This is a genomic window from Gordonia hydrophobica NBRC 16057 (assembly GCF_001592365.1).
Lineage (GTDB): Bacteria > Actinomycetota > Actinomycetes > Mycobacteriales > Mycobacteriaceae > Gordonia > Gordonia hydrophobica.
The window spans coordinates 83805-102539 of record NZ_BCWU01000002.1 but is presented as its reverse complement, the minus strand read 5'-3'; the positions used below and the strand labels follow the sequence as shown (position 1 = coordinate 102539).

The 18735-nt window shown below is 67.4% G+C and carries 18 protein-coding genes; 11 read left to right on the top strand and 7 right to left on the bottom strand.

Going from position 1 to position 18735, the window contains the following annotated elements:
• The first annotated feature begins 39 nt into the window (after nucleotides 1-39).
• From GH2_RS04100 to GH2_RS04075, 6 genes are all read left to right on the top strand, one after another.
• Nucleotides 40-333, top strand: coding sequence for a EutN/CcmL family microcompartment protein (locus GH2_RS04100; protein ID WP_066163501.1), 294 nt, complete (start codon nucleotides 40-42; stop codon nucleotides 331-333).
• A gap of 101 nt (nucleotides 334-434) precedes the next feature.
• Nucleotides 435-752 (top strand): BMC domain-containing protein, encoded by a 318-nt coding sequence (locus GH2_RS04095; RefSeq protein WP_066163499.1) that lies wholly within the window; start codon nucleotides 435-437, stop codon nucleotides 750-752.
• Nucleotides 753-819: 67 nt separating this feature from the next.
• Nucleotides 820-2196 carry an aldehyde dehydrogenase family protein gene (locus tag GH2_RS04090; protein ID WP_066163496.1) on the top strand — a complete coding sequence of 459 codons (1377 nt, stop codon included), beginning with the start codon at nucleotides 820-822 and terminating at the stop codon, nucleotides 2194-2196.
• A gap of 41 nt (nucleotides 2197-2237) precedes the next feature.
• Entirely contained in the window at nucleotides 2238-2873 is a 636-nt protein-coding gene (locus tag GH2_RS04085) for a hypothetical protein (RefSeq protein WP_066163495.1), read from the top strand.
• Entirely contained in the window at nucleotides 2870-4204 is a 1335-nt protein-coding gene (locus GH2_RS04080; protein WP_066163494.1) for a malate dehydrogenase, read from the top strand. The genes GH2_RS04085 and GH2_RS04080 overlap by 4 nt, the downstream gene beginning before the upstream one ends.
• Nucleotides 4201-5235, top strand: coding sequence for an alcohol dehydrogenase catalytic domain-containing protein (locus GH2_RS04075; protein WP_066163491.1), 1035 nt, complete (start codon nucleotides 4201-4203; stop codon nucleotides 5233-5235). Before GH2_RS04080 ends, GH2_RS04075 begins: the two co-directional genes overlap by 4 nt.
• Before the next feature lie 24 nt (nucleotides 5236-5259).
• Here GH2_RS04075 and GH2_RS04070 read toward each other — a convergent pair whose 3' ends face one another.
• Both GH2_RS04070 and eutJ read right to left on the bottom strand, forming a co-directional pair.
• Nucleotides 5260-7446, bottom strand: a complete 2187-nt coding sequence (locus GH2_RS04070; RefSeq protein ID WP_066163489.1) for a helix-turn-helix domain-containing protein — start codon at nucleotides 7444-7446, stop codon at nucleotides 5260-5262.
• A 34-nt stretch (nucleotides 7447-7480) separates the two neighbouring features.
• A complete protein-coding gene (gene eutJ / locus GH2_RS04065) occupies nucleotides 7481-8302 on the bottom strand; it encodes an ethanolamine utilization protein EutJ (RefSeq protein ID WP_066163488.1) in 822 nt (273 codons plus the stop codon).
• A 385-nt stretch (nucleotides 8303-8687) separates the two neighbouring features.
• Between eutJ and GH2_RS04060 the strand changes: the two genes are divergently transcribed.
• The 3 genes from GH2_RS04060 to GH2_RS04050 all read left to right on the top strand — a co-directional run bounded on the left by GH2_RS04060 (nucleotide 8688) and on the right by GH2_RS04050 (nucleotide 12026).
• Nucleotides 8688-10040, top strand: a complete 1353-nt coding sequence (locus tag GH2_RS04060; protein ID WP_066163486.1) for an MFS transporter — start codon at nucleotides 8688-8690, stop codon at nucleotides 10038-10040.
• 100 nt (nucleotides 10041-10140) lie between these two features.
• Nucleotides 10141-10932, top strand: coding sequence for an SDR family NAD(P)-dependent oxidoreductase (locus GH2_RS04055; protein ID WP_066163484.1), 792 nt, complete (start codon nucleotides 10141-10143; stop codon nucleotides 10930-10932).
• A gap of 41 nt (nucleotides 10933-10973) precedes the next feature.
• Nucleotides 10974-12026, top strand: coding sequence for an amidohydrolase family protein (locus GH2_RS04050; RefSeq protein ID WP_204700932.1), 1053 nt, complete (start codon nucleotides 10974-10976; stop codon nucleotides 12024-12026).
• A gap of 209 nt (nucleotides 12027-12235) precedes the next feature.
• Here the strand turns inward: GH2_RS04050 and GH2_RS04045 are convergent, their stop codons facing one another.
• The 3 genes from GH2_RS04045 to GH2_RS04035 are packed head-to-tail and all read right to left on the bottom strand — an operon-like array spanning nucleotide 12236 to nucleotide 14860.
• On the bottom strand, nucleotides 12236-12574 hold the full coding sequence (locus GH2_RS04045) for a DUF1801 domain-containing protein (protein WP_066163482.1): 339 nt from the start codon (nucleotides 12572-12574) through the stop codon (nucleotides 12236-12238).
• A gap of 4 nt (nucleotides 12575-12578) precedes the next feature.
• Complete coding sequence (locus GH2_RS04040) at nucleotides 12579-13682, bottom strand: acyl-CoA dehydrogenase family protein (RefSeq protein ID WP_084247296.1); 1104 nt, start codon at nucleotides 13680-13682, stop codon at nucleotides 12579-12581.
• A gap of 26 nt (nucleotides 13683-13708) precedes the next feature.
• Nucleotides 13709-14860: an acyl-CoA dehydrogenase family protein gene (locus GH2_RS04035; protein WP_066163480.1), complete on the bottom strand. Its 1152-nt coding sequence runs from the start codon at nucleotides 14858-14860 to the stop codon at nucleotides 13709-13711.
• A gap of 163 nt (nucleotides 14861-15023) precedes the next feature.
• Here GH2_RS04035 and GH2_RS04030 point away from each other — a divergent pair, with 163 nt between their 5' ends.
• Both GH2_RS04030 and GH2_RS04025 read left to right on the top strand, forming a co-directional pair.
• Complete coding sequence (locus tag GH2_RS04030; RefSeq protein ID WP_244885300.1) at nucleotides 15024-15767, top strand: helix-turn-helix domain-containing protein; 744 nt, start codon at nucleotides 15024-15026, stop codon at nucleotides 15765-15767.
• Nucleotides 15768-15806: 39 nt separating this feature from the next.
• Nucleotides 15807-16607: a crotonase/enoyl-CoA hydratase family protein gene (locus GH2_RS04025; protein WP_066163474.1), complete on the top strand. Its 801-nt coding sequence runs from the start codon at nucleotides 15807-15809 to the stop codon at nucleotides 16605-16607.
• Between the two features lie 49 nt (nucleotides 16608-16656).
• Here the strand turns inward: GH2_RS04025 and GH2_RS04020 are convergent, their stop codons facing one another.
• Nucleotides 16657-17481 carry an enoyl-CoA hydratase/isomerase family protein gene (locus tag GH2_RS04020; RefSeq protein WP_066163470.1) on the bottom strand — a complete coding sequence of 275 codons (825 nt, stop codon included), beginning with the start codon at nucleotides 17479-17481 and terminating at the stop codon, nucleotides 16657-16659.
• Nucleotides 17478-18695, bottom strand: coding sequence for a GTP-binding protein (locus GH2_RS04015; RefSeq protein WP_066163468.1), 1218 nt, complete (start codon nucleotides 18693-18695; stop codon nucleotides 17478-17480). Before GH2_RS04015 ends, GH2_RS04020 begins: the two co-directional genes overlap by 4 nt.
• Nucleotides 18696-18735 lie beyond the last annotated feature (40 nt).

Here is an 18735-nt window from a genome sequence, read left to right as displayed (position 1 = left end):
GCCTCGCCGGGCCCGGAGAAACGACCGGATGGAGACGCAATGCGAACCGCACGCGTAGTGGGACAGGTGGTCTCGTCAGCGAAGCTCGACTCGATCGCCGGCCGCAGCCTCCTTCTCCTCCAGGATCTGGATCCGGCACTGCCGGACCAGGAGAGCGCCGGAGCCTATGCGGCGATCGACCTGATCGGGGCCGGACGCGGCGAGGTGGTGCTGGTGGTGACCGGCAGCGCTGCCCGCGTCGGTCTCGACGACCGCGACACCCCGGTCGACGCGGCGGTGGTCGGCATCGTCGACAGCCTCATCGTCGACGGCAGCGTCACCTACGAGAAATGAGCGGCGGCCGCACCGGCGGCCGACGTCTCGAAATCAGTGGACCCACGAGGGCGGGGAAAGCCCCCGCGTCTCATCGAACCAGACGGAGAGCAGGCAGAGAAATGGCAGTTCAGAATGGATCCGCTCGCGGATCAGGCGCATTGGGACTCATCGAGACCAAGGGCTTGGTCGGTGCGATCGAAGCCGCGGACGCGATGGTCAAGGCCGCGAATGTGCAGCTGGTGGGTCACCGCGAGATCGGCGGCGGTCTGGTGACGATCATGGTGCGCGGCGACGTCGGCGCGGTGAAGGCCGCGACCGATGCCGGCGCAGTGGCCGCAGGCAAGGCCGGCGATGTGGTCTCGGTTCACGTCATCCCCCGCCCCCATGAGGAGACCGAGTCCGTGCTCGCACTGCTGACCCGTCCGAAGGGCGCGTGAGAGCACCTGCTGATGCCTTCGCCCGCGGCGCCTGCCGTGGCGGAGGTGACGAGAGAGGCGAAGTGAAATGACAGCTGTGCTCGATCCCGACCTTGCGGCGATCGCCGATGTGCGCACGCAGGTCGCCGCGTCCAAGGCCGCGTTCGCAGCCATCGACGGTGCCGATCAGGAGTTCCTGGACACCATCGTGCGTGCGATGGCTGAAGCCGGCTACCAAGCATCGGACGAATTGGCTCGGCTCGCCGCCGAGGAGACCGGCTACGGGGTGTACGAAGACAAGATCATCAAGAACCGGTTCAACACCGGGTTCGTTGCCGACTGGATGCTGGAGCGTCGCGCTGTCGGCGTCCTGTGGGCGGACGAGGCCAGCAAGGTCACGGCCATCGGCTCGCCCATGGGGTTGATCGCGGCGATCATTCCGGTCACGAATCCCACGGCGACCGTTCTCTTCAAGAGTCTCGCGGCGGTGAAGGCCGGCAACGCGATCGTTCACGCGCCGCACCCCCGAGCCGTCAAGTGCTCGGTCCGTGCCGCCGAGATCATGGCGGCCGCTGCGGTCGCCGCGGGAGCGCCGGAGAACCTGGTGTCGTGCCTGCACCAGCCGACGCTGGCAGCGACGCAGGAACTGATGTCGCATCGTGACGTCCGGTTGGTACTGGCGACCGGTGGCCCGAGCATGGTGGCGGCGGCCTACTCCAGCGGCAAACCGACGATCGCGGTGGGTGCAGGCAATGTGCCCGCCTACGTCGACCGGTCGGCGGCGGACATCACCGAGGTCGCGACGATGCTGGTCGCGTCGAAATCGTTCGACAACGGCACCGCGTGCGTCGCCGAACAGTCGGTCGTCGCCGATGCGCCGATCGCCGATCAACTGATTCGGGAGATGACGCGCGCCGGCGTGGCGTGGTTGACGGCCGATCAGCAGTCGGCCCTCGCCCGCACCATCTTCGACGAGCGTGGCGGTCTGCGGCCCGATTCGGTCGGGCAGACGGCGAAGCGCCTCGCCGAGATGTCGGGATTCACTGTTCCCGCCGACACCAAGGTGCTCGGCGCCGAACTCGACCGCGTGGGACGTGATGTTCTGCTCTCGCGTGAGATCCTGGGACCGGTCCTGACGGTCTATCGCGAAGTCGACGCGGCGGCAGGTCACCGGCGTTGCCGGGAGATTCTGGCGCTCGGGGGCGAAGGCCACACGGTGGCGCTGCACGCGTCCGAGCCGACCGTCGTCGCTCGCTTCAGCGACTTGCCTGCGGGCCGCATCATCGTCAACAGCCCGGCGCTCTTCGGCGGCATGGGTTACTCCTGCAACGTCGACCCGTCGTTCCAATTGGGGACCGGGACGTGGAGCGGCTCCATCTGCTCGGACAACGTGACGCCGCTGCATCTGGTCAACATCAAGCGCGTGGCTCATCTGGCCCGCCCCTGGCGCGGCGTGTACGAGTAGCCGGCCCACCTCCACAGGCCAACCTCCACAAAGGATCAAACATGAGCCATCAAGCAACCCTGCGCGCCTATGCGTTCATCGATCGCATGCAGCCGCAATGCGCCGCCCACGTCGCGGCGACCAGCCCCGGCGACCCGCCGCTCGCGGGCATGGCCGAACTGTTCGTCGAGATGGCCCCGGGCAACGAGGTCTTCAAAGCCGCCGACATCGCGTTGAAAGCCGCGGGCGTCCGGCCCGCGATGCAGATCATCGAGCGGGAGTTCGGGCTGTTGGAGTTGCACTCCGAACAACAAGCGGAAGTGCTCGCAGCAGGCAGCGCCATGCTCGAAGGCCTCGGAATGACCGAGGCCGATCGAATCAAGCCCACGATCGCCTCGACCCAGTTCATCTCCAATGTGCACGGCTACCAGGCGCAACTGCTCAACAAGTGGCGCAAGGGCTCGCTGCTCATGCCTGGTGACAGCCTCTTCGTCCTGGAATGTGCGCCGGCGGCCTACATCGCCCTGGCCGCGAACGAGGCCGAGAAGGCGGCGGACATCAGCGTCATCGAGATCCGGGCGGTCGGTCGATTCGGGCGACTCTTCATCTCGGGCGGCGAGAGCGAAGTGGCTGCGGCGCGCGACGCGGCGATCGGAGCGCTGGAGGAGCTCACCGGAGTCGAGGCGGTGAAGAAATGACCGTGCACGGAGCCGACGCCGTCGACGCGGCCCAGAGCGCTGGGCGTACCCAACTGGTGGTGGGCCGCAGCGACATCGTCACGCCCCTCGCCCGCGAGCGTGCCCGCGACACCGGGATCGAGATCGTGGTCGGCGCCGCGGCTCCTGCGCCGCGACCCGCGTCGGGGCCGGCGACCGGTCCGGTGTCGACGCGGACTGATCCGACCCCGTCGACGGGGCCCGCCGGTCGGCTGACGAGCCTGCGCGCCTTCATGCCCGGGGAGGGACCACCGCCGCCGCCGTTGTTCCCTCCGTCGCCCGCCCTCTACAGGCGGGGGGCTCCGCTTCCCGCGCACGTGCGCATCGACACCCGAGCGGTGGGCGGGCCGGGATCGACACCGACGTCGGGACGTGTCCGGCGGGTGACGGTCGTGGGCGCGGGCAACGTCGGCATGATCGCGGCGATGCGGTTGGCCGAGTCGGCCGCGATCGACGAAGTGGTCCTCGTCGACATCGCCGGCCAACGGGCCGCAGGCATCGCCCTCGACCTCTCCCATTCGGCTCCGATCCTCGGCTTCTCGACCAGGATCCGTGGAGTACGCACGCTCGCCGAGGCCGGCCCGTCGGACTATGTCGTGATCACCGCGGGCAAGGCCCGGACTCCGGGCATGACCCGCAGCGACCTGGTCGGCGTCAACGCGGGGATCGTCGGTTCGCTGGTGTCCGATGCGGTCGCGGTCTCGCCCGACGCGGTCTTCGTGATCGTCACCAATCCGGTCGACGAGATGACCGAACACGCTTGGCGGACGTCCGGTCTGCCGACCGACCGGGTCATCGGAATGGCCGGAGTACTGGATTCGTCGCGCTTCGAAGCGTTGGCGGCGCAGGTGGCCGGCGTCCATCCGCGTGAGCTGACGGCTCTGGCGCTGGGCAGTCACGGCGACGAGATGGTGATTCCGCTGTCGCAGGCCACCGTGGCCGGGCGGTCGGTGGCCGACCGCCTCGGGTCGGGGACGGTGGATGCGCTCGTCGATCGGGCGCGAAACTCGGGGGCCGAGGTCGTCGGACTCCTGGAATCAGGCAGCGCGTTCTTCGCTCCCGGTCTGTCGGCCGCGAGGATGGTGCTGGCGATGGTCAACCAGACCGGCGAACTGCTCACCGCCACCGTTTCGGCGCGCGGGCAGTACGGCATCGACGGCGGTTACGTCGGCCTGCCGGTGCGGCTCGATCGCTCCGGTCTCGCCGAGATCGTCGAAGTGGACCTCACCGCGGCAGAGCTCGACGATCTCCAGACGGCCGCACGCCACATCGGTGACCGGGTCGGCGCGTTGGACGGGGCGGGCGCGCGATGAAGGCGGTGGTGTTCCGCGGGGCCGGTGAGGTCGAGGTACGGGACGTGCCGGAGCCGGTGCTCGCCGATCCGGCGGATGCGATCGTTCGCGTCGAGTACGCGGGAATCTGCGGCACCGACCTCCACCTCATCCATCAGGACGGAGCGCTGGCTCCGGGCGACGGACTCGGCCACGAATTCGTCGGGGTGATCGTGGAGGCGGGCGCCGCGGTCCGCGGACTCGCGGTCGGTGATCGGGTGACCGGCGCCGACTTCACGGCCTGCGGGGCGTGCTGGTGGTGTCGGGGTGGATATCACTGGGAGTGCGCGGAGCGAACCTTCTTCGGCAGTGGCACCGCGTTCGGAGCGCAGATCGACGGCGCGCAGGCCGAATACGTGCGGGTTCCGTTCGCCGATGTGACGCTGCAGCGACTTCCCGCCGACACCGATCCCGAGGCGGGGCTGTTCCTCGGCGACATCGTCGCGACCGGCTACGGCGCCGTCCAGCGCGCGGACTTCGCACCCGGCTCGACCGTGGCAGTCGTCGGCGGGGGTCCAGTCGGGCAGATAGCCAGTCAAGCCGCGCAGGCCTGCTCAGCGGGCTTCGTGGTGGTCGTGGAGCCGGTCGCCGAGCGACGCGAGCTCGCACAGAGGTGCGGTGCACTCGCCGTTGCGCCCGACGCTGCGCGTGCGGCGATCGACGAGCTCACCGACGGGCGCGGTGCGGATGCGGTCATCGAGGCGGCGGGCGGCGCCCGAGGGCTCGAAGCCGCGCTCGGTGTGGTCCGGCGTCGCGGCACGGTGGTGTCGGTCGGCGTTCCGTCCGAAGACCAGTGGACGATGCCGTTGGCGAGGTGCTTCGCGGACGAGATCACCCTCTCGTTCGCGATCGGGAACGCCATCCGCGATCGCGATGCGCTGACGGCGCTGCTGCGCGCCGGCGTCATCGATCCGACCGTGATCATCGACGGTCGGGTGGGGCTGGCCGACGCGGTCCGCGGCTACACCGCGATGCACGAGCGACGCAGCGTCAAGACGATCATCGTGATGTGAGCGAGCGGGACCGCCTCGAGCGCGTCACTCGACGCGGTCCACGTCGCCCCCGGGCTCTTCGGCCTGCTCCGATACGTCGAGCAGGCGGAGAGCCAAATCGGCCCGCATGCGATCCGAGTGCTGTGACAGGTCGAGCCCGGTGAGCTTGCGGATCTGGTCGAGGCGGTACGCGAGAGTCTTGTGGTGCACGTACAGGAGTTCGGCGGCGTCCTTCTGCGAGCAGTTCGCATCGAAGTACGCCTGCAGCGTCTTCATCAACGCACCGTCGTTCTTCTGGTCGTACGCCTGCAGCGGGCCGGTGATCTCGTAGACGAAGGAGTGGAAGTCGGCGTCCTCGTGGCCCAGCAGGAGACGAACGATGCCGAGGTCGTCGTACAGCGACGACGCTCCGCCCAAGCGGCGCGCCGCGGCGAGCGCCGTGCGTGCCTCCGCATACGCCTCGGTGTACTGGCCGGGGTGTTCGCGCGGTGTGCTCAGGCCCCACGAGATCGTGACGCCGGCGTGGTCGGTGCCGAGTTGGGTGTTCAACGCCTTCAGGAACGACCGCGACCGGTCGCGGTCCTGAATCGGCACCAGTGCGACGAGGCGGTTTCCCCGCACACTGGCGAGGGTCACCTGCGGCGGGAGTGAGACGTCGCGGACCGTGCGCAGGATTGCTCGGCGTGAGCGATCCGCCGCCGAGACGCTGGCCTCGCCTCTGCCGGTGGTCGACTCGAGATTCTCGATCGCGCCGTACAGGACGCGGTGCCAGCCCTTCAGCCGGACGCCCATCTGCTGGGCGCGGCCGCGCGCTGCAGCGCGCTGCTCGGCCGAGCCGTCCATGAGGTCCCACAGAATCTGGTCGAGAGCCTCGGCGCGGGCCAGGCTCGCCGCCCGCTGTTGCAGATAGAAGAGCGTGCAGGCGACGGCCGCTTGGGAACACGCGACGCCGATCCGTTCCCGACTGAGATCGCGACCCTGGACGCAGACGGCGCCGAAGTGATCGCTGCCGATCTCGATGGGCTGCAGCCAGACCGGATCGTCCGAGCCGGTCGCCAACAGGCGAGGTCCGACGTTCACCGATTCACGATGCCGGGCGAACGCGTGCTCCATCTGAGCGGTCGGCGTCTCGCGCGGGTAGACGGCGTCCACCGTCCCGTCCGGGGTGAGGACCGCGACGGTGCAGTTCAGGTGTTCGGCGAGCGTCCGGGCCACCCGCGGAAACACCGGACCGTTGTCGAGGACGATGTCGATCAACGACTTCTGCAGCCGGGCCGTCTCGTCGAGAAGGTCGACCTGATCCTTCAACCGCACCCTGGTGGATTCGAGCGCGGTGAGTGCGGTGCGCTGCGAGTCGTAGAGGCGGGCGTTGTCGATGGCGATGGTCGCGAGGTCGGCGAGTTCTTCGAGACGGCGGACGTCGCGTTCGGTGAAATTCGAATACCGGCGCCGCCAGACCTCGAGGACGCCGATGAGGTCGTCGCCGAGAATCAGCGGCACCGCGAGTGCCGAGCGCGTCTCCTCCTGTTCGGCGAGGGACATGAAATGGGTGCTGATGCGCCGGTCCTGGAGATAGCTGTCGACGCGAGCGGGGGCGCGCGTCTCGAACACCATTCCGGCGACGCCTTGCCCCGCGCTCATGCGCAGTCGTGCGGTCTCCATCAAGCGGTGCCCCACGCACGACCGCATGTGGATCTCGTCGCCTTCGCGGAGAAACACCCCGCAGATGTCCGATTCGCTCATGCGCAGGGTCTCGGTGGTGATCGTCAACAACACCTGGTCGAGGTCGCGAACGGTCAGCATGTGTTTGACCAGAACGGTCAGGGCATCGAGTTCTTCGCGGTACTCGTCTCGCTCGTCGTGCCGCTCGGAGGCCGTGCGGCAGAGCGTGAGCCAGGTGCAGATCTGCTGCACGGCGGTCTGTGTCAGCGGGGTGTGGTCCGGCTCCGCAGCGAGGATCGCGTAAGCCGGTGCGATGGTGTCCGCTCCGCTCGACAACTCGGCGGCGATCTCGAGTGAGGCGAGCTGCGAATTGATCGGTTCGAGGTCGCCGGGAGCGGTCACGAGGTGCCAGCCGTCCGCAGTCCGTCGCGCCAGTCGAGCCCCACCGATCTCGGCCAACAGCGCGACGACGGCGCGCTCGGCGAGCACGGGGTCGTCGAGCGCGCGGCCCAGGAGTGCGGCGAACTCGTCGGGCAGTGCCCTGCCCGCGTCGCTGTTCTCAACGGTCATCGAATGCCTCCTCGTCTCGCCGGGCACCGCCCGGTCAGGCCACCGATCGTGCGATTCCCAGCGGCGTGATGAGGTTGGCGTTCGGATAGCTGTGCACCGTCCGGTCCAGGAATGCGGCGATCACCGAGTCCGCGCCCGGGTACATCAGGGCACCGCCTGCGAGGTGGACGTCGAGGTCGTCGGCACCGCGTGTCAGGTCTGCGATGTTCTGCGCGATGCGTTCGAAGCCGGGGCGCAGAATCGACAGGAACTCGCCGTCGGATCCCTCCCGCTTGCGACGCTCGGCTTCGTCCTGGTCGATGCCGAACGCGCCCGAGAGAATGAGATCCAGGTGGTGCCCGCCGCCGGGACGGTCGTCCAGCAGTTCCAGGGATCCGTTGCGGAAGACTCCGACGCCGGTGGAGCCGCCGCCGACGTCGACCACCACCCCGTCCCTGACCCCGAGCGCCAGGTTGGCCGCGCTCACCTCGTCGATCAACGACACCTCCTCGAATCCCGCTGCTTCGAGAACGAATCGGCAGGCGCGACTCTCGGCCTCACCGACGCACGGCGGGTAGCAGGTCGCCGCGGTGGTCAGCTCCCGCTGCAGGCGCTCCTCGGCGCGAGCGCGCAGGCGAGTCGTCGCCGCTGCGGCTTCGGCGAAGTCGACGACCACCCCGTCTCGGATGGCTGCGGTCGGCGTCGCGTCGATCCACACCGGGGCGCCCTCCTCGTCGATCGTGACGAGCACACAGGTCGCTGTCCCGAGGTCGATGCCCGTGCGAACCGGACCGCTGACCTGCGCGGCCGCGTTGTCCGAGAGGGAGCCTGCGGCCCGCAACACGTCAGATATCGACTGCTTGAGAGATACGGCCACGGTTCACGTCCTGAGGTCTGGATCACACTGCTGGTAGCGATGAGGGTATCGCTCGGGCCTGCCGAGGCGGGCTATCTTCGGCGGATAGCCGGATGCGCTACCGTTGTCCGATGCGGCAGGAGCGGCCGACGTCGGTCCGGATGCACCGAGTTGCCTCTCCGAGCGGGATGCAGCGAACCCGGCCCCGTTCGACATTCTGAATGCTTGTGCAGCAGTGTGACCTGGAGTACATTCATCGATGCGGATGAACGTACACATATACGTCCAATTCTTGGGTGTGTACGTACGCGACTCGTCACCCCGTGCGGGTTCGAGAGTCTGTTCTCAGTCCATGACGAAAGGTTGTTTGCCGATGGATGTCGTGTCTGCTCTGCGGTCGCAGAGAATGAATCCCTACCGGTGGTCCGTGGTGCTCTTATGCGTCGTCTGCGGTGTTGTCGACGGATTGGATCTATTGCTGGTCCCTTACGCTCTTCCGTACCTGCCGGATGGATTCATCGGCGGAGGCGAGAAGGGGCTGTTGATCAGCGTGGGATTCGTCGGGTATGCCATCGGTTCGGTGGTTGTGGCGCCGATGGCTGATCGGATCGGCAGAAAGCCGGTGATCGTACTCGGGCTCGTCGGAGCAGGAGCATGCATGCTGCTCGGTGCATTGTCGCCGAATGCCGAATTCTTGATGGTCACTCGACTGCTGAGCGGTATCGCCATCGGTGCGGTGCTCCCATTGCTTCACGTACTCGGTGATGAATGCTCGAGCCAGAACCGTCGTGGGCTGGCGGTCGGATTGATCACCCTGGGTTACCCCGTGGGAACCACTCTCGGCGGATTCGCCAGCCTGGTCGTCATCCGGCAGTTCGACAGTTCGTGGCAGTCCCTGTTCATCTTCGGGGCACTCTTCTCGTTCGTGGTTGCGGCGATCGCCTTCATCTGTCTGCCGGAGAGTCCCGTCTTCCTCGCGGAGCGGCCGGACGATCGTCGCCTCGATTCGTTGGTCCGTCGCATGGGACTGGTTGGTGTCGACACCTCGATCCCGCCCAAGGTCGAAGCGCATGACGACACCGATGACGAAGAATCTGCCGTGGGCGTCTTGGCTCCCCAGTACCGTGCACGGTCGCTGCTCATCTGGTTCGGCTACACCTTCGGTATTGCAGGATCGTTCTTCATCAGCAGCTGGACCCCGCAACTGATCTCGGATGCGACATCGAGCCAGGAGACCGGCGCGCTGATGGCGACGGTGATCAGTTTCGGTGCGATTATCGGCGCATTCCTGATGGCTCTGGCGACCATGAAGATCATTCCGGTCAAGCTGTGTTGGATCTCGATCGGTATCTCGGTTATCGGGCAGATCGTCTTTGCGATGAATCTGCAGAACGGTGTCGCCTACGTGGCCGCTGTCATCCTCGGCATGGGGATGAGTGCGGGACTCGCGGCCTACATGACGTCGGCTCCGCGGCTGTACCCGGCCGCCATTCGAGCCCGAGCGCTCGGCTTGATGGGCGGAATCAGTCGAATCGGGGCCATCGCCGCACCGCTGTTGGTCGGCGTGCTGCTTGCTGTCGTCTCTCCGAAAGCGATGTATCTGACGGCTTCGATGGTTGTTCTCCTGTCCGGCGTGATCGCATTCGTGCTGTGGCGGCACTCGAAGTCGATGTTCGACGACAGCGAGGAGAACGACGTGGCGGTGCCGCTAACTGCCAGTGCTTCTGACGCGGTAGTGGAACAAGCGCAGCGGGCTTAGAGGTGCGCATCTCGATGGTGTTCAAGAATTTCTCGAACTGGCGTGATGAGTCGAATCCTGAGCAGGGTCGTTACGCCCAATCTGATCTAAGGAGAGTGTTATGACCGGTGCCCGAATGATCGTCACGGGCGCGGCCAGTGGAATCGGCCGTTCCATCGCCGAGATCGCCGCGGCAGACGGCAGCGATCTGCTTCTCGTGGATGTCGACGCCGTCGGCTTGAACGAAGTCGTTGCCGAACTCCAGGGGCGCGACGGCCGGGTCGGGAGCGTTGTCGCCGATCTCACCGACCCCGACGAGCCAGGCCGCGTGGTCCGTGAAGCCGAGCGAGTCCTCGGCGGGCTCGACGCCCTCATGAGCAACGCGGGTGCCGCGGCGTTCGCAACGATGAAGGATCTTGATGTCGCGACCTTCGACCGGATGGTGGCATTGAACGTCCGCGCGACCTGGCTCCTGGCGCAGGCGGCGCATCCGCTGTTGTCCGCCAGTCAGGGCAGCATCGTTGCCACCGCGTCGATCTGCGGGCACCATCCGGCGCCGCCGCAGGGTGCGTACTCGGTTGCCAAGGCGGGTTTGTTGATGCTCGTGCGTCAGTTGGCGCTGGAGTGGGGGCCCGATGGGATTCGTGTCAACAGCGTCTCGCCGGGGCCGACGATCACCGGGGCCACGGCGGGCGTCTTCAATGACATGAGCGATCCGCGGCAGCGGGCCATCAGAGAGAAGCGGGAGGCGAACCTCCCGCTCCGGCGCATCGGTCAACCCGACGACGTCGCCCGAGCTGCGATATTTCTGGCCGGCGATGCCGCCTCGCAGATCACCGGTCAGGACCTCCTCGTCGACGGCGGGATGTCGACGGTGCTCATGCTCGCGGCCGGCGTCGCCGAAGGACGTTGAGGATGACGAGTACAGCACAGCAAGAGGCAGGGAGGCCTATCGTGCGTGAAGCCGCACCGGCGGGGTCGTATCTGCCGCCCACCGAGCGTCGTCATGAGAGGTCTGACGAGGAGATTCTCGATCCGGACCTGGAGATCATCGATGCGCACCACCATCTGTACGACCGCCCCGGCGCGCGTTACCTGCTCGACGAATACGCCGGAGACGTGGCTCTCGGCCACCGGATCGTCGGCTCCGTCTACATCGAGATCATGGCGATGGCGCGCACCTGGGGACCCGAACACCTCCGCTCGATCGGCGAGATCGAGTTCGCGAATGGAATCGCGGCGATGGCGGCGACGGGGTTCTACGGCGATTGCGACGTCGCTGCGGCGATCGTCGGTTACGCGGACCTGCGCCGCGGACACGCGGTTGGCGAGGTGCTCGACGAAGCCATCGCCCGCGCGCCGGAACGCTTCCGCGGGATTCGCCAGATCACGCTCGAGTACGACGACCCGGCCATGAGCGCGTACATCAGCAACCCTCCGCCGCGGGGGATCCTGGATCATCCCGACCTCGTCGCCGGGTTACGCGAGTTGGGACGTCGAGGGCTCGTCTACGACGCGAATGCGTTTCATCATCGGCTGAGCGACTTCAGTCGTCTCGCCGATGAGGTGCCCGAGACCGTCTTCGCGCTGAACCATACGGGCTTTCCGCTTCTCATCGGCCTGTCGGAAGACCAACGCCGGGAGGAGATCGCTGCGTGGCGTCGTGACCTTCGTGAACTGGCGTCACGACCGAACGTCGTCTGCAAAGTGGGCGGTCTCGGGCAGGTCTTTCTCGGCTTCGGCTTCGATTCGAGGCCGGTGCCCCCGACGTCTCGCGAACTCGCGAGCGCCTGGGAACCGTTCGTCGTCGAGGCGATCGACGCGTTCGGGGCCGACCGCTGCATGATGATGAGCAACTTCCCGGTGGACGGGCGATCGTGCGGGTTCGTTCCGTATTGGAACGCGCTTAAATACATCGTTCGCGGCGCGTCACGCGAGGAGAAGGAGCAACTCTTTCAGCTGACGGCAGAGCGTGTTTACCGGATCGACAGGCCGTCTCGCTCGTAGGGGTGACGAGCGCTGCGGTCAGGGCGCGGCCGGAAAGAAGTTAGCGGACCGGTCGCGTTCGGTCGCCTCTCGGCGAAAGGCGCAACGCGGCTCCAGCCGTACGGAACTCCGCGAAGGCGAAGGGTTGAGCCCGGGGGACACGGAACGCAACCGATCCAGTCGGGTCAACGCCGTCGGTGCGGGATCTATTCCGGCCCGACGGCGGGTGCCTACGACTGGTTCAGCGCCACCGCGGCCTGGACGATCGCCACGAAGGCGTCGGCGTCGAGGTCGTCGTCCTCGACGGTGTCGATCGCTCGTCGAGTGCCGCCGGTCGTCGGAATGAACAGGCCTGTCGGATCGGGCAGTGACGCGCCCTTGGCGAACGTGACCTTCACTTTGGCTTTGTAGGTCTCGACCGTGCAGATCAGCCCGTCGAGGGAGAACGTTGGAACGCCGTCGGGATTCGACGCCTTCTTCCACTTGGCCTCTTCGACGACGCCCGGCGCCGCCGTGTTGATCAAGGTGCGGATCTCGGCGACGCGAGCGTGCCTCCAGTCTGCGGTCATGGAATCACGGTAGTGGATGAGGGCTGGTCTGCGCCTCGGCCTGTCCGGTCACGACCGGCCACAGTTGCGGCGGATCCTGGCGGACCAGCCGGCCGAGCACGCGATCCCATGCGCGAGTGGTGCCGAACTCGCTGCGCCAGTCGAGTGCCGCCAGGGTGAACAGGTGCAGCGGGTGTTCCTGCGTGGTGCCGATCGCGCCGTGCGCCTGATGGGTGTTGCGCACGACCACCGAGGCGGCATGACCGGCGCACGATCGTGCGACGGCAACCCGGGTCGCCGCGGCCGGTGTGCGCAGTCCGGTGGCCTCGGTCTCCAGCACGGCGGCGTCGACCGCGGCCCGGGCCAGTGCCGCTTCGGCGGCACTGTCGGCAACCAGTTGCTGTACTGCTTGGAACGCGGCGAGCGGACGGCCGAACTGAACGCGAACACTGGTGTGCTCGACGGCGAGGTCGACGGCCTTCTCGAGGGCGCCTGCGCACGACGCCGCCCGGGCGAGGGCGCCGCGCAGCGCGAGCTCGTCGAGCACGGCGGCGGCGTCGTCGAGGTCGGTTCCGGTGGGAAGCTCACCGGTCAGGGTGAGATCGGCGCGTGGCTGTCCGGAGTTGGTCGGCACCGGCGTGATGTCGGCGACGGCCGACAGGGCGGTCGACTCGATCTCGACGAGCGACGCGGAGCCGCCGCTGCCGCGTCGCACGATGACGACGGACTCCACGACGCCGAGCCACGGCACGGCGGCGGCGCGACCGTCGGCGCCGACCACCGCCACCGTGCGCGGCGTGGTCGGGTCGCCCGCGGGCAGCCCCGCGGTGCGCAGCAACCAGTTGGCGAGCAGATCGGTCTCGACGAGCGGCAGATGCCGGGCCGTGGCCGCCGCCTCGCTGTAGAGCGCGGCGGCCTCGAGCCAGCCGGCCCCGGATCCGCCGTCGGACTCGGGGGTGGTCAGCGCGACGAGGCCGAGCTCGGCCAACTGCTTCCACAGGGCGTCATCGAAGACGACGCCCGTGCCCGCGGCAGCGAGGCGGTCGGTGACGTCGCCGGCGAGGACTTCGCGCACCATCTGCAACAGGTCGGAGTCGACCGTCGCGGTCTGCAGGGTCTGACTGTTCATGAGAGGGTCTCCTTCGCTGTCGCGGTTCACCGCATGCCCAGTCCGCGGGCGATGACGCCCCGCAGAATCTCGTTGGTCCCGCCGCGCAGGGTGAATCCGGGTCGCTGCGTCACGGCGCGTCGGGTGAGGGCCGACACCGTGTCGGTTCCGCCTGCGGGCAGAGCGAGGTCGGCGAGGTCGGCGATGTCGCCCTCGAGGGAGGTCCCCAGCACCTTGACGAGCGCGGCGGGGACGTCGGCGGCGTCGCCGCGCTGCAGTGCGGTGGCCACCGACAGCGACATCTGGTGCAGCCCTCCGAGCCGTCCGACGATCCGCCCCAGCTCGGTGTCGTCGACGTCGACGTCGTCGGTGTGGGTGATCGCCTCGACGAGTCCGTAGGTGGACAGGAACCGCTCCGGCCCACTGCGTTCAAAGCTCAGCTCCGAGGTGACCTGCCGCCAGCCGTCGCCGAGCTCGCCGATCACATGATCGTCGGCGACGAACACGCCGTCGAGGTGGATCTCGTTGAAGTGGTGCAGACCGTTGGCCGAGATCACCGGGCGGATCTCGACGCCCGGGTCGGACAGCCGCACCAGCAGCTGGCTCAGGCCGGCGTGGCGGTTCGGGCGCTCGCCCGGTGCGGTCGGGGCGACGGGAGCGGTCCGCACCAGGGCGATGAACGCGTCGGCTTCGTGGCCGCCGGAGGTCCACAGCTTGGTCCCGTGGACGCGCCAGCCGCCGTTGACCTGTTCGGCTCGGGTGCGGACGCTCGCCAAGTCCGATCCGGAATCAGGTTCGCTCATCCCGATGCCGAAGAACATCTCGCCCCGAGTGATGCGCGGCAGGTAGTCGCGCTTGATGGCTTCGCTGCCGTACCGCAGGATGGTCGGCGCCACCTGCCGGTCGGCGATCCAATGTGCGGCGACAGGTGCGCTCGCGGCGAGGAGTTCCTCGGTGACGACGAACCGCTCGAGGAAGGTGCGGCCGTGCCCGCCGTATTCGGTGGGGATGGTCATGCCGAGCCAGCCCTGCGCGGCGAGCGCCCGGGTGAAGTCGACGTCCCACCCGCTGAGCCAGGTGTCGACCGTCGGGGAGACGGTGCCGGAATCGCGGCGCTCACGGAGGAACTCGCGCACCCGGCGACGCAGGTCGATCAGTTCCGTCGTCTCCCTCGTGGCAGGAGGCATCAATGCGGGCATCGTCGCTCTTTCGGTCGGTAGGTTACGTCTATGGGTTGATACTTACGTAAATACATAACTCGTGTTAGAATAGTTCACATGCTGCGGCGCGGTCAACGTCTCTCCATCGACGATGGCTGTGACTGCACATGGACACAGTGTCGATGCTGCGAAAGGGGCTCCGGTGACACAGCGACCCGCTACGGTACGACCGCGACATCGGATGGTCGACCGCGTCTCGGGCATCCTGGAATTCGTCGCGCGCTCCGAGGGTGCCTCGCTCACCGAGATCGCCCGCCATGTCGGTGCGCCGGTCTCGTCTGTGCAGGGCCTGGTGAACGGTCTGGTCGCCACCGGCTATCTCGACGAGCGCTCCCGGGTGTATCGACTCGGTGCCGCGCCCCACTTCCTGAACCTGGTCGCCGGTCGCGGTGCGGTGAATCGCATCGTGCACGACGACCTGGTGCGCCTGCACGAACGGACGGGTCGTACCAGCGTCGTCCTGGCGGTGGCCATCGGTTCCGACATCGTGTACATCGACCACGTCTCCGACGATCCGCGCACCGCATACCTGGCCGAACGCTTCCTTCGCCGGTCGCTGATCAGGACGTCGAGCGGACTGGTCCTGATGGCGGACTGGGAGCCCCGCGACCTCTGGGCCTACCTCGAGACGCTGGGCGACGACGACCAGTCGCGGGTACGACTGCTCCTCGACGAGCTGGAGTCGATCCGGGCCACCGACATGTCGGTGCTGCCGAACATCGCCGAGGATCCCGAGCTCGACGGCATCTCCATCGCGGTGCGCGAGGGGGATCGGGTGGTGGCCGCGGTCGGCGTCGTCGGACGGCATGCCGATCTGGCGCGCGACCGAGAGCAGATCATCACCGCACTGCGCGAGCAGGCGATGGAATGGGATGAGCGCGACTGAACTCGTTCGCAGACGTGAACACTTAGGAAAGGGAACATCATGACCGAACCGCTGCTGGTGGAACGTGCCGACCACGTGGAGACCTGGACGGTGAACCTGCCGGACCAGCGCAATCCGATCTCCAGTGCTGAGGTGATCGAGGCGTTCGTGGAGAACGCGCGCCGCGTGCAAGGCGATCTCGACACGCGGTGCATCGTGCTGACGGGTGCGGGCTCCGCGTTCTCGGCGGGCGGCAATGTCAACGACATGCGCGAGAAGGCGGGCATGTTCGCCGGGTCGCCGTACGAGCTGCGTAACGGCTATCGCGGTGGCATCCAACGGATTCCGCTTGCGATGAACGACCTCGAGGTGCCGGTGGTCGCCGCGGTGAACGGACCCGCCGTCGGTGCGGGTTGCGACCTCGCGGTGATGGCAGACCTCCGCATCGCGTCGACGAAGGCGTGGTTCGCCGAATCGTTCGTGCAACTCGGCATCATTCCCGGCGACGGCGGCGCCTGGCTTCTCAGCCACGCGATCGGACCGCAGCGTGCGGCGCAGATGGCGCTGACCGGCGATCGCGTCGACGCCAAGACCGCAGTGGAGTGGGGACTGGTCGCCGATGTCGTCGAGCCCGACGAACTGTTGCCCACCGCCGTCGCGTTGGCGAAGCGCATTGCGAAGAACCCGCCGCACGCGACGCGGATGGCCAAGCGGTTGCTGAAGGAGTCGCGGACCTCGGATCTGCGTGAAGTCCTGGAACTGTCGGCGACGATGCAGGCCCTCGCGCACCACACCGCCGATCACGATGAAGCGATGACCGCCTTCGTCGAGAAGCGGCCGGGCGACTTCAGCGGTCGCTGAGCGACGATCCCCGCAGTCGTTGATCGAGGGATTGCGGGGATCACCACCCTCAGCGACCGACGAACTTCGCCTTCCCCGGCCCCTCCTTGATGAACGAGGCCATGCCGATGTCTCGGTCCTCGGTGGCGAAGAGTCCTTCGAACAGTGCTCGCTCGATGCTGAGGCCGGTCGCCAGATCCACCTCGCCGCCACGGTCGACGGATTCCTTGACGGCGCGTAACGCGGCCCGTGGCCCACCGATGAACTGTCGCGCCCACGCCACCGCTCGATCGGTCGCCGTCCCCGCCGGAACCACCTCTTCGACGATGCGCGCGTCGAGGGCGTCCTCGGCGCTCAGGATGCGCCCGGTCAGGCACAGTTCTTTCGCAGCCGCCGGACCGATGAGCCGGGTGAGGCGTTGCGTACCGCCCGCGCCAGGAATGATCCCCAGCAGGATTTCGGGCTGCCCCAGCATCGCGGTCTCGGCAGCGATCCGACGATCACAGCACAGCGCGAGCTCCATCCCGCCGCCGAGCGCCGCTCCGGTGATGGCGGCGACGGTCGGCTGACCGATCGCGGCAACCGCACTGAACGCCGACTGGAGTGCCCCCGCTTCGGCCCGCATCTGCGAGAACGACATCCGGCTCATCTCCTTGATGTCCGCGCCGGCTGCGAAGATGCGCTCACTGCCGCTGAACACCACCGCGTCGACCCGATCGTCGGCCGAGACCGTCTGCGCGACGGCGCGGATCTCTTCCTGCATGTCCCGACTCAGCGCGTTGACGGGCGGGCGGTCGAGGGTGATCAGCGCGATTCCGTCGCGAATATCCAGCGTCAGGTACCGATAGTCGGTGCCTGCCCGAGACTGCGCCGTCGGCGCTGCGTTGCCGGTCATGCCTGTGCGATCTTCGATGTGACACCGGCGGCGTCGCCGTCGCCGAGCGGGTCCGGCCACTGTTCCCACGCGTCCGGGCCGAGTTCGATCTCCTCCTGGGTCAGCAGACAGGCGTCTAGAGCGGCGAACAGGACGTCCCAGTCGATTCCCTGTCCGATGAACACGATCTCCTGGCGGCAGTCACCGACGGGATCTTCCCACTTCTCGAGAATCGCGGTGCGCCGCTCCTCGTCGTCGGGCCAGTAGCTCGGCGGCAGGAACTGCCACCATCGCCCGATGTAGCCGTGGCGGATGAGATGCCCGGCCTGCGAGACACTGCCGATCTCAGTCATCCGAGCCGCATTCCAGAAATAGCCCTTGGCGCGCAGCAGCACACCGTTCGTCCACTCCGCGGTGAGGAAGTCGTGGAACCTGACCGGGTGGAACGGCGCGCGCTCCCGATACACCGCCGAGCTGACTCCGTACTCCAACGTCTCGGGTATATGGGTGCCCCGCAACTCCTGCAGCCAGCCGGGCGCCTGTGCGGCCTTCACCAGGGAGAACCTCCCGGTGTCCATGATGGTGTCGAGGGGGACGTCGCCGTCGATCATCGGCTCGATCCGGGCCGTGGCGTTGAGCGAACGCAGCACCGCCGTCAGCTCGGCCAGCTCGGCTGCGTTGATCAAGTCGGCCTTGCTGACCAGGATGACGTCGGCGAACTCGACCTGATCGACGAGCAGATCCGACAAGTCGCGCTGATCCTCCGGCGCCTCGGCCACGATGTCGCCGCCAGATCGGAAATCGCGGAGGAAGCTGTAGCCGTCCACAACGGTGACCATGGTGTCCAGCCGTGCCACATCCGACAATGCGTTGCCGTCGGTGTCGACGAACGTGAACGTCTCGGCCACCGGCAGTGGTTCGGAGATGCCGGACGACTCGATGAGGAGGTAGTCGAAGGACCCCTTCGCTGCGAGTTCGGTGATCTCCACGAGCAGGTCTTCTCGCAGGGTGCAACAGATGCACCCGTTGGACATCTCGACGATCTTCTCCTGGGACCGGCTCAACGTCACCTCGCGCTCGATCTCGGCGCTGTCGATGTTCACCTCGCTCATGTCGTTGACGACGACGGCGATCCGGCGGCCGTCGCGGTTGTGAAGCACTCGGTTGAGCAGGGTCGTCTTACCGGCGCCGAGGAAGCCGGAGAGCACGGTGACGGGAAGCCGGTTGTCGGTCATGGCTGAATTCCTTCGAAACAAGACAGGCGAGCGTCTGGGG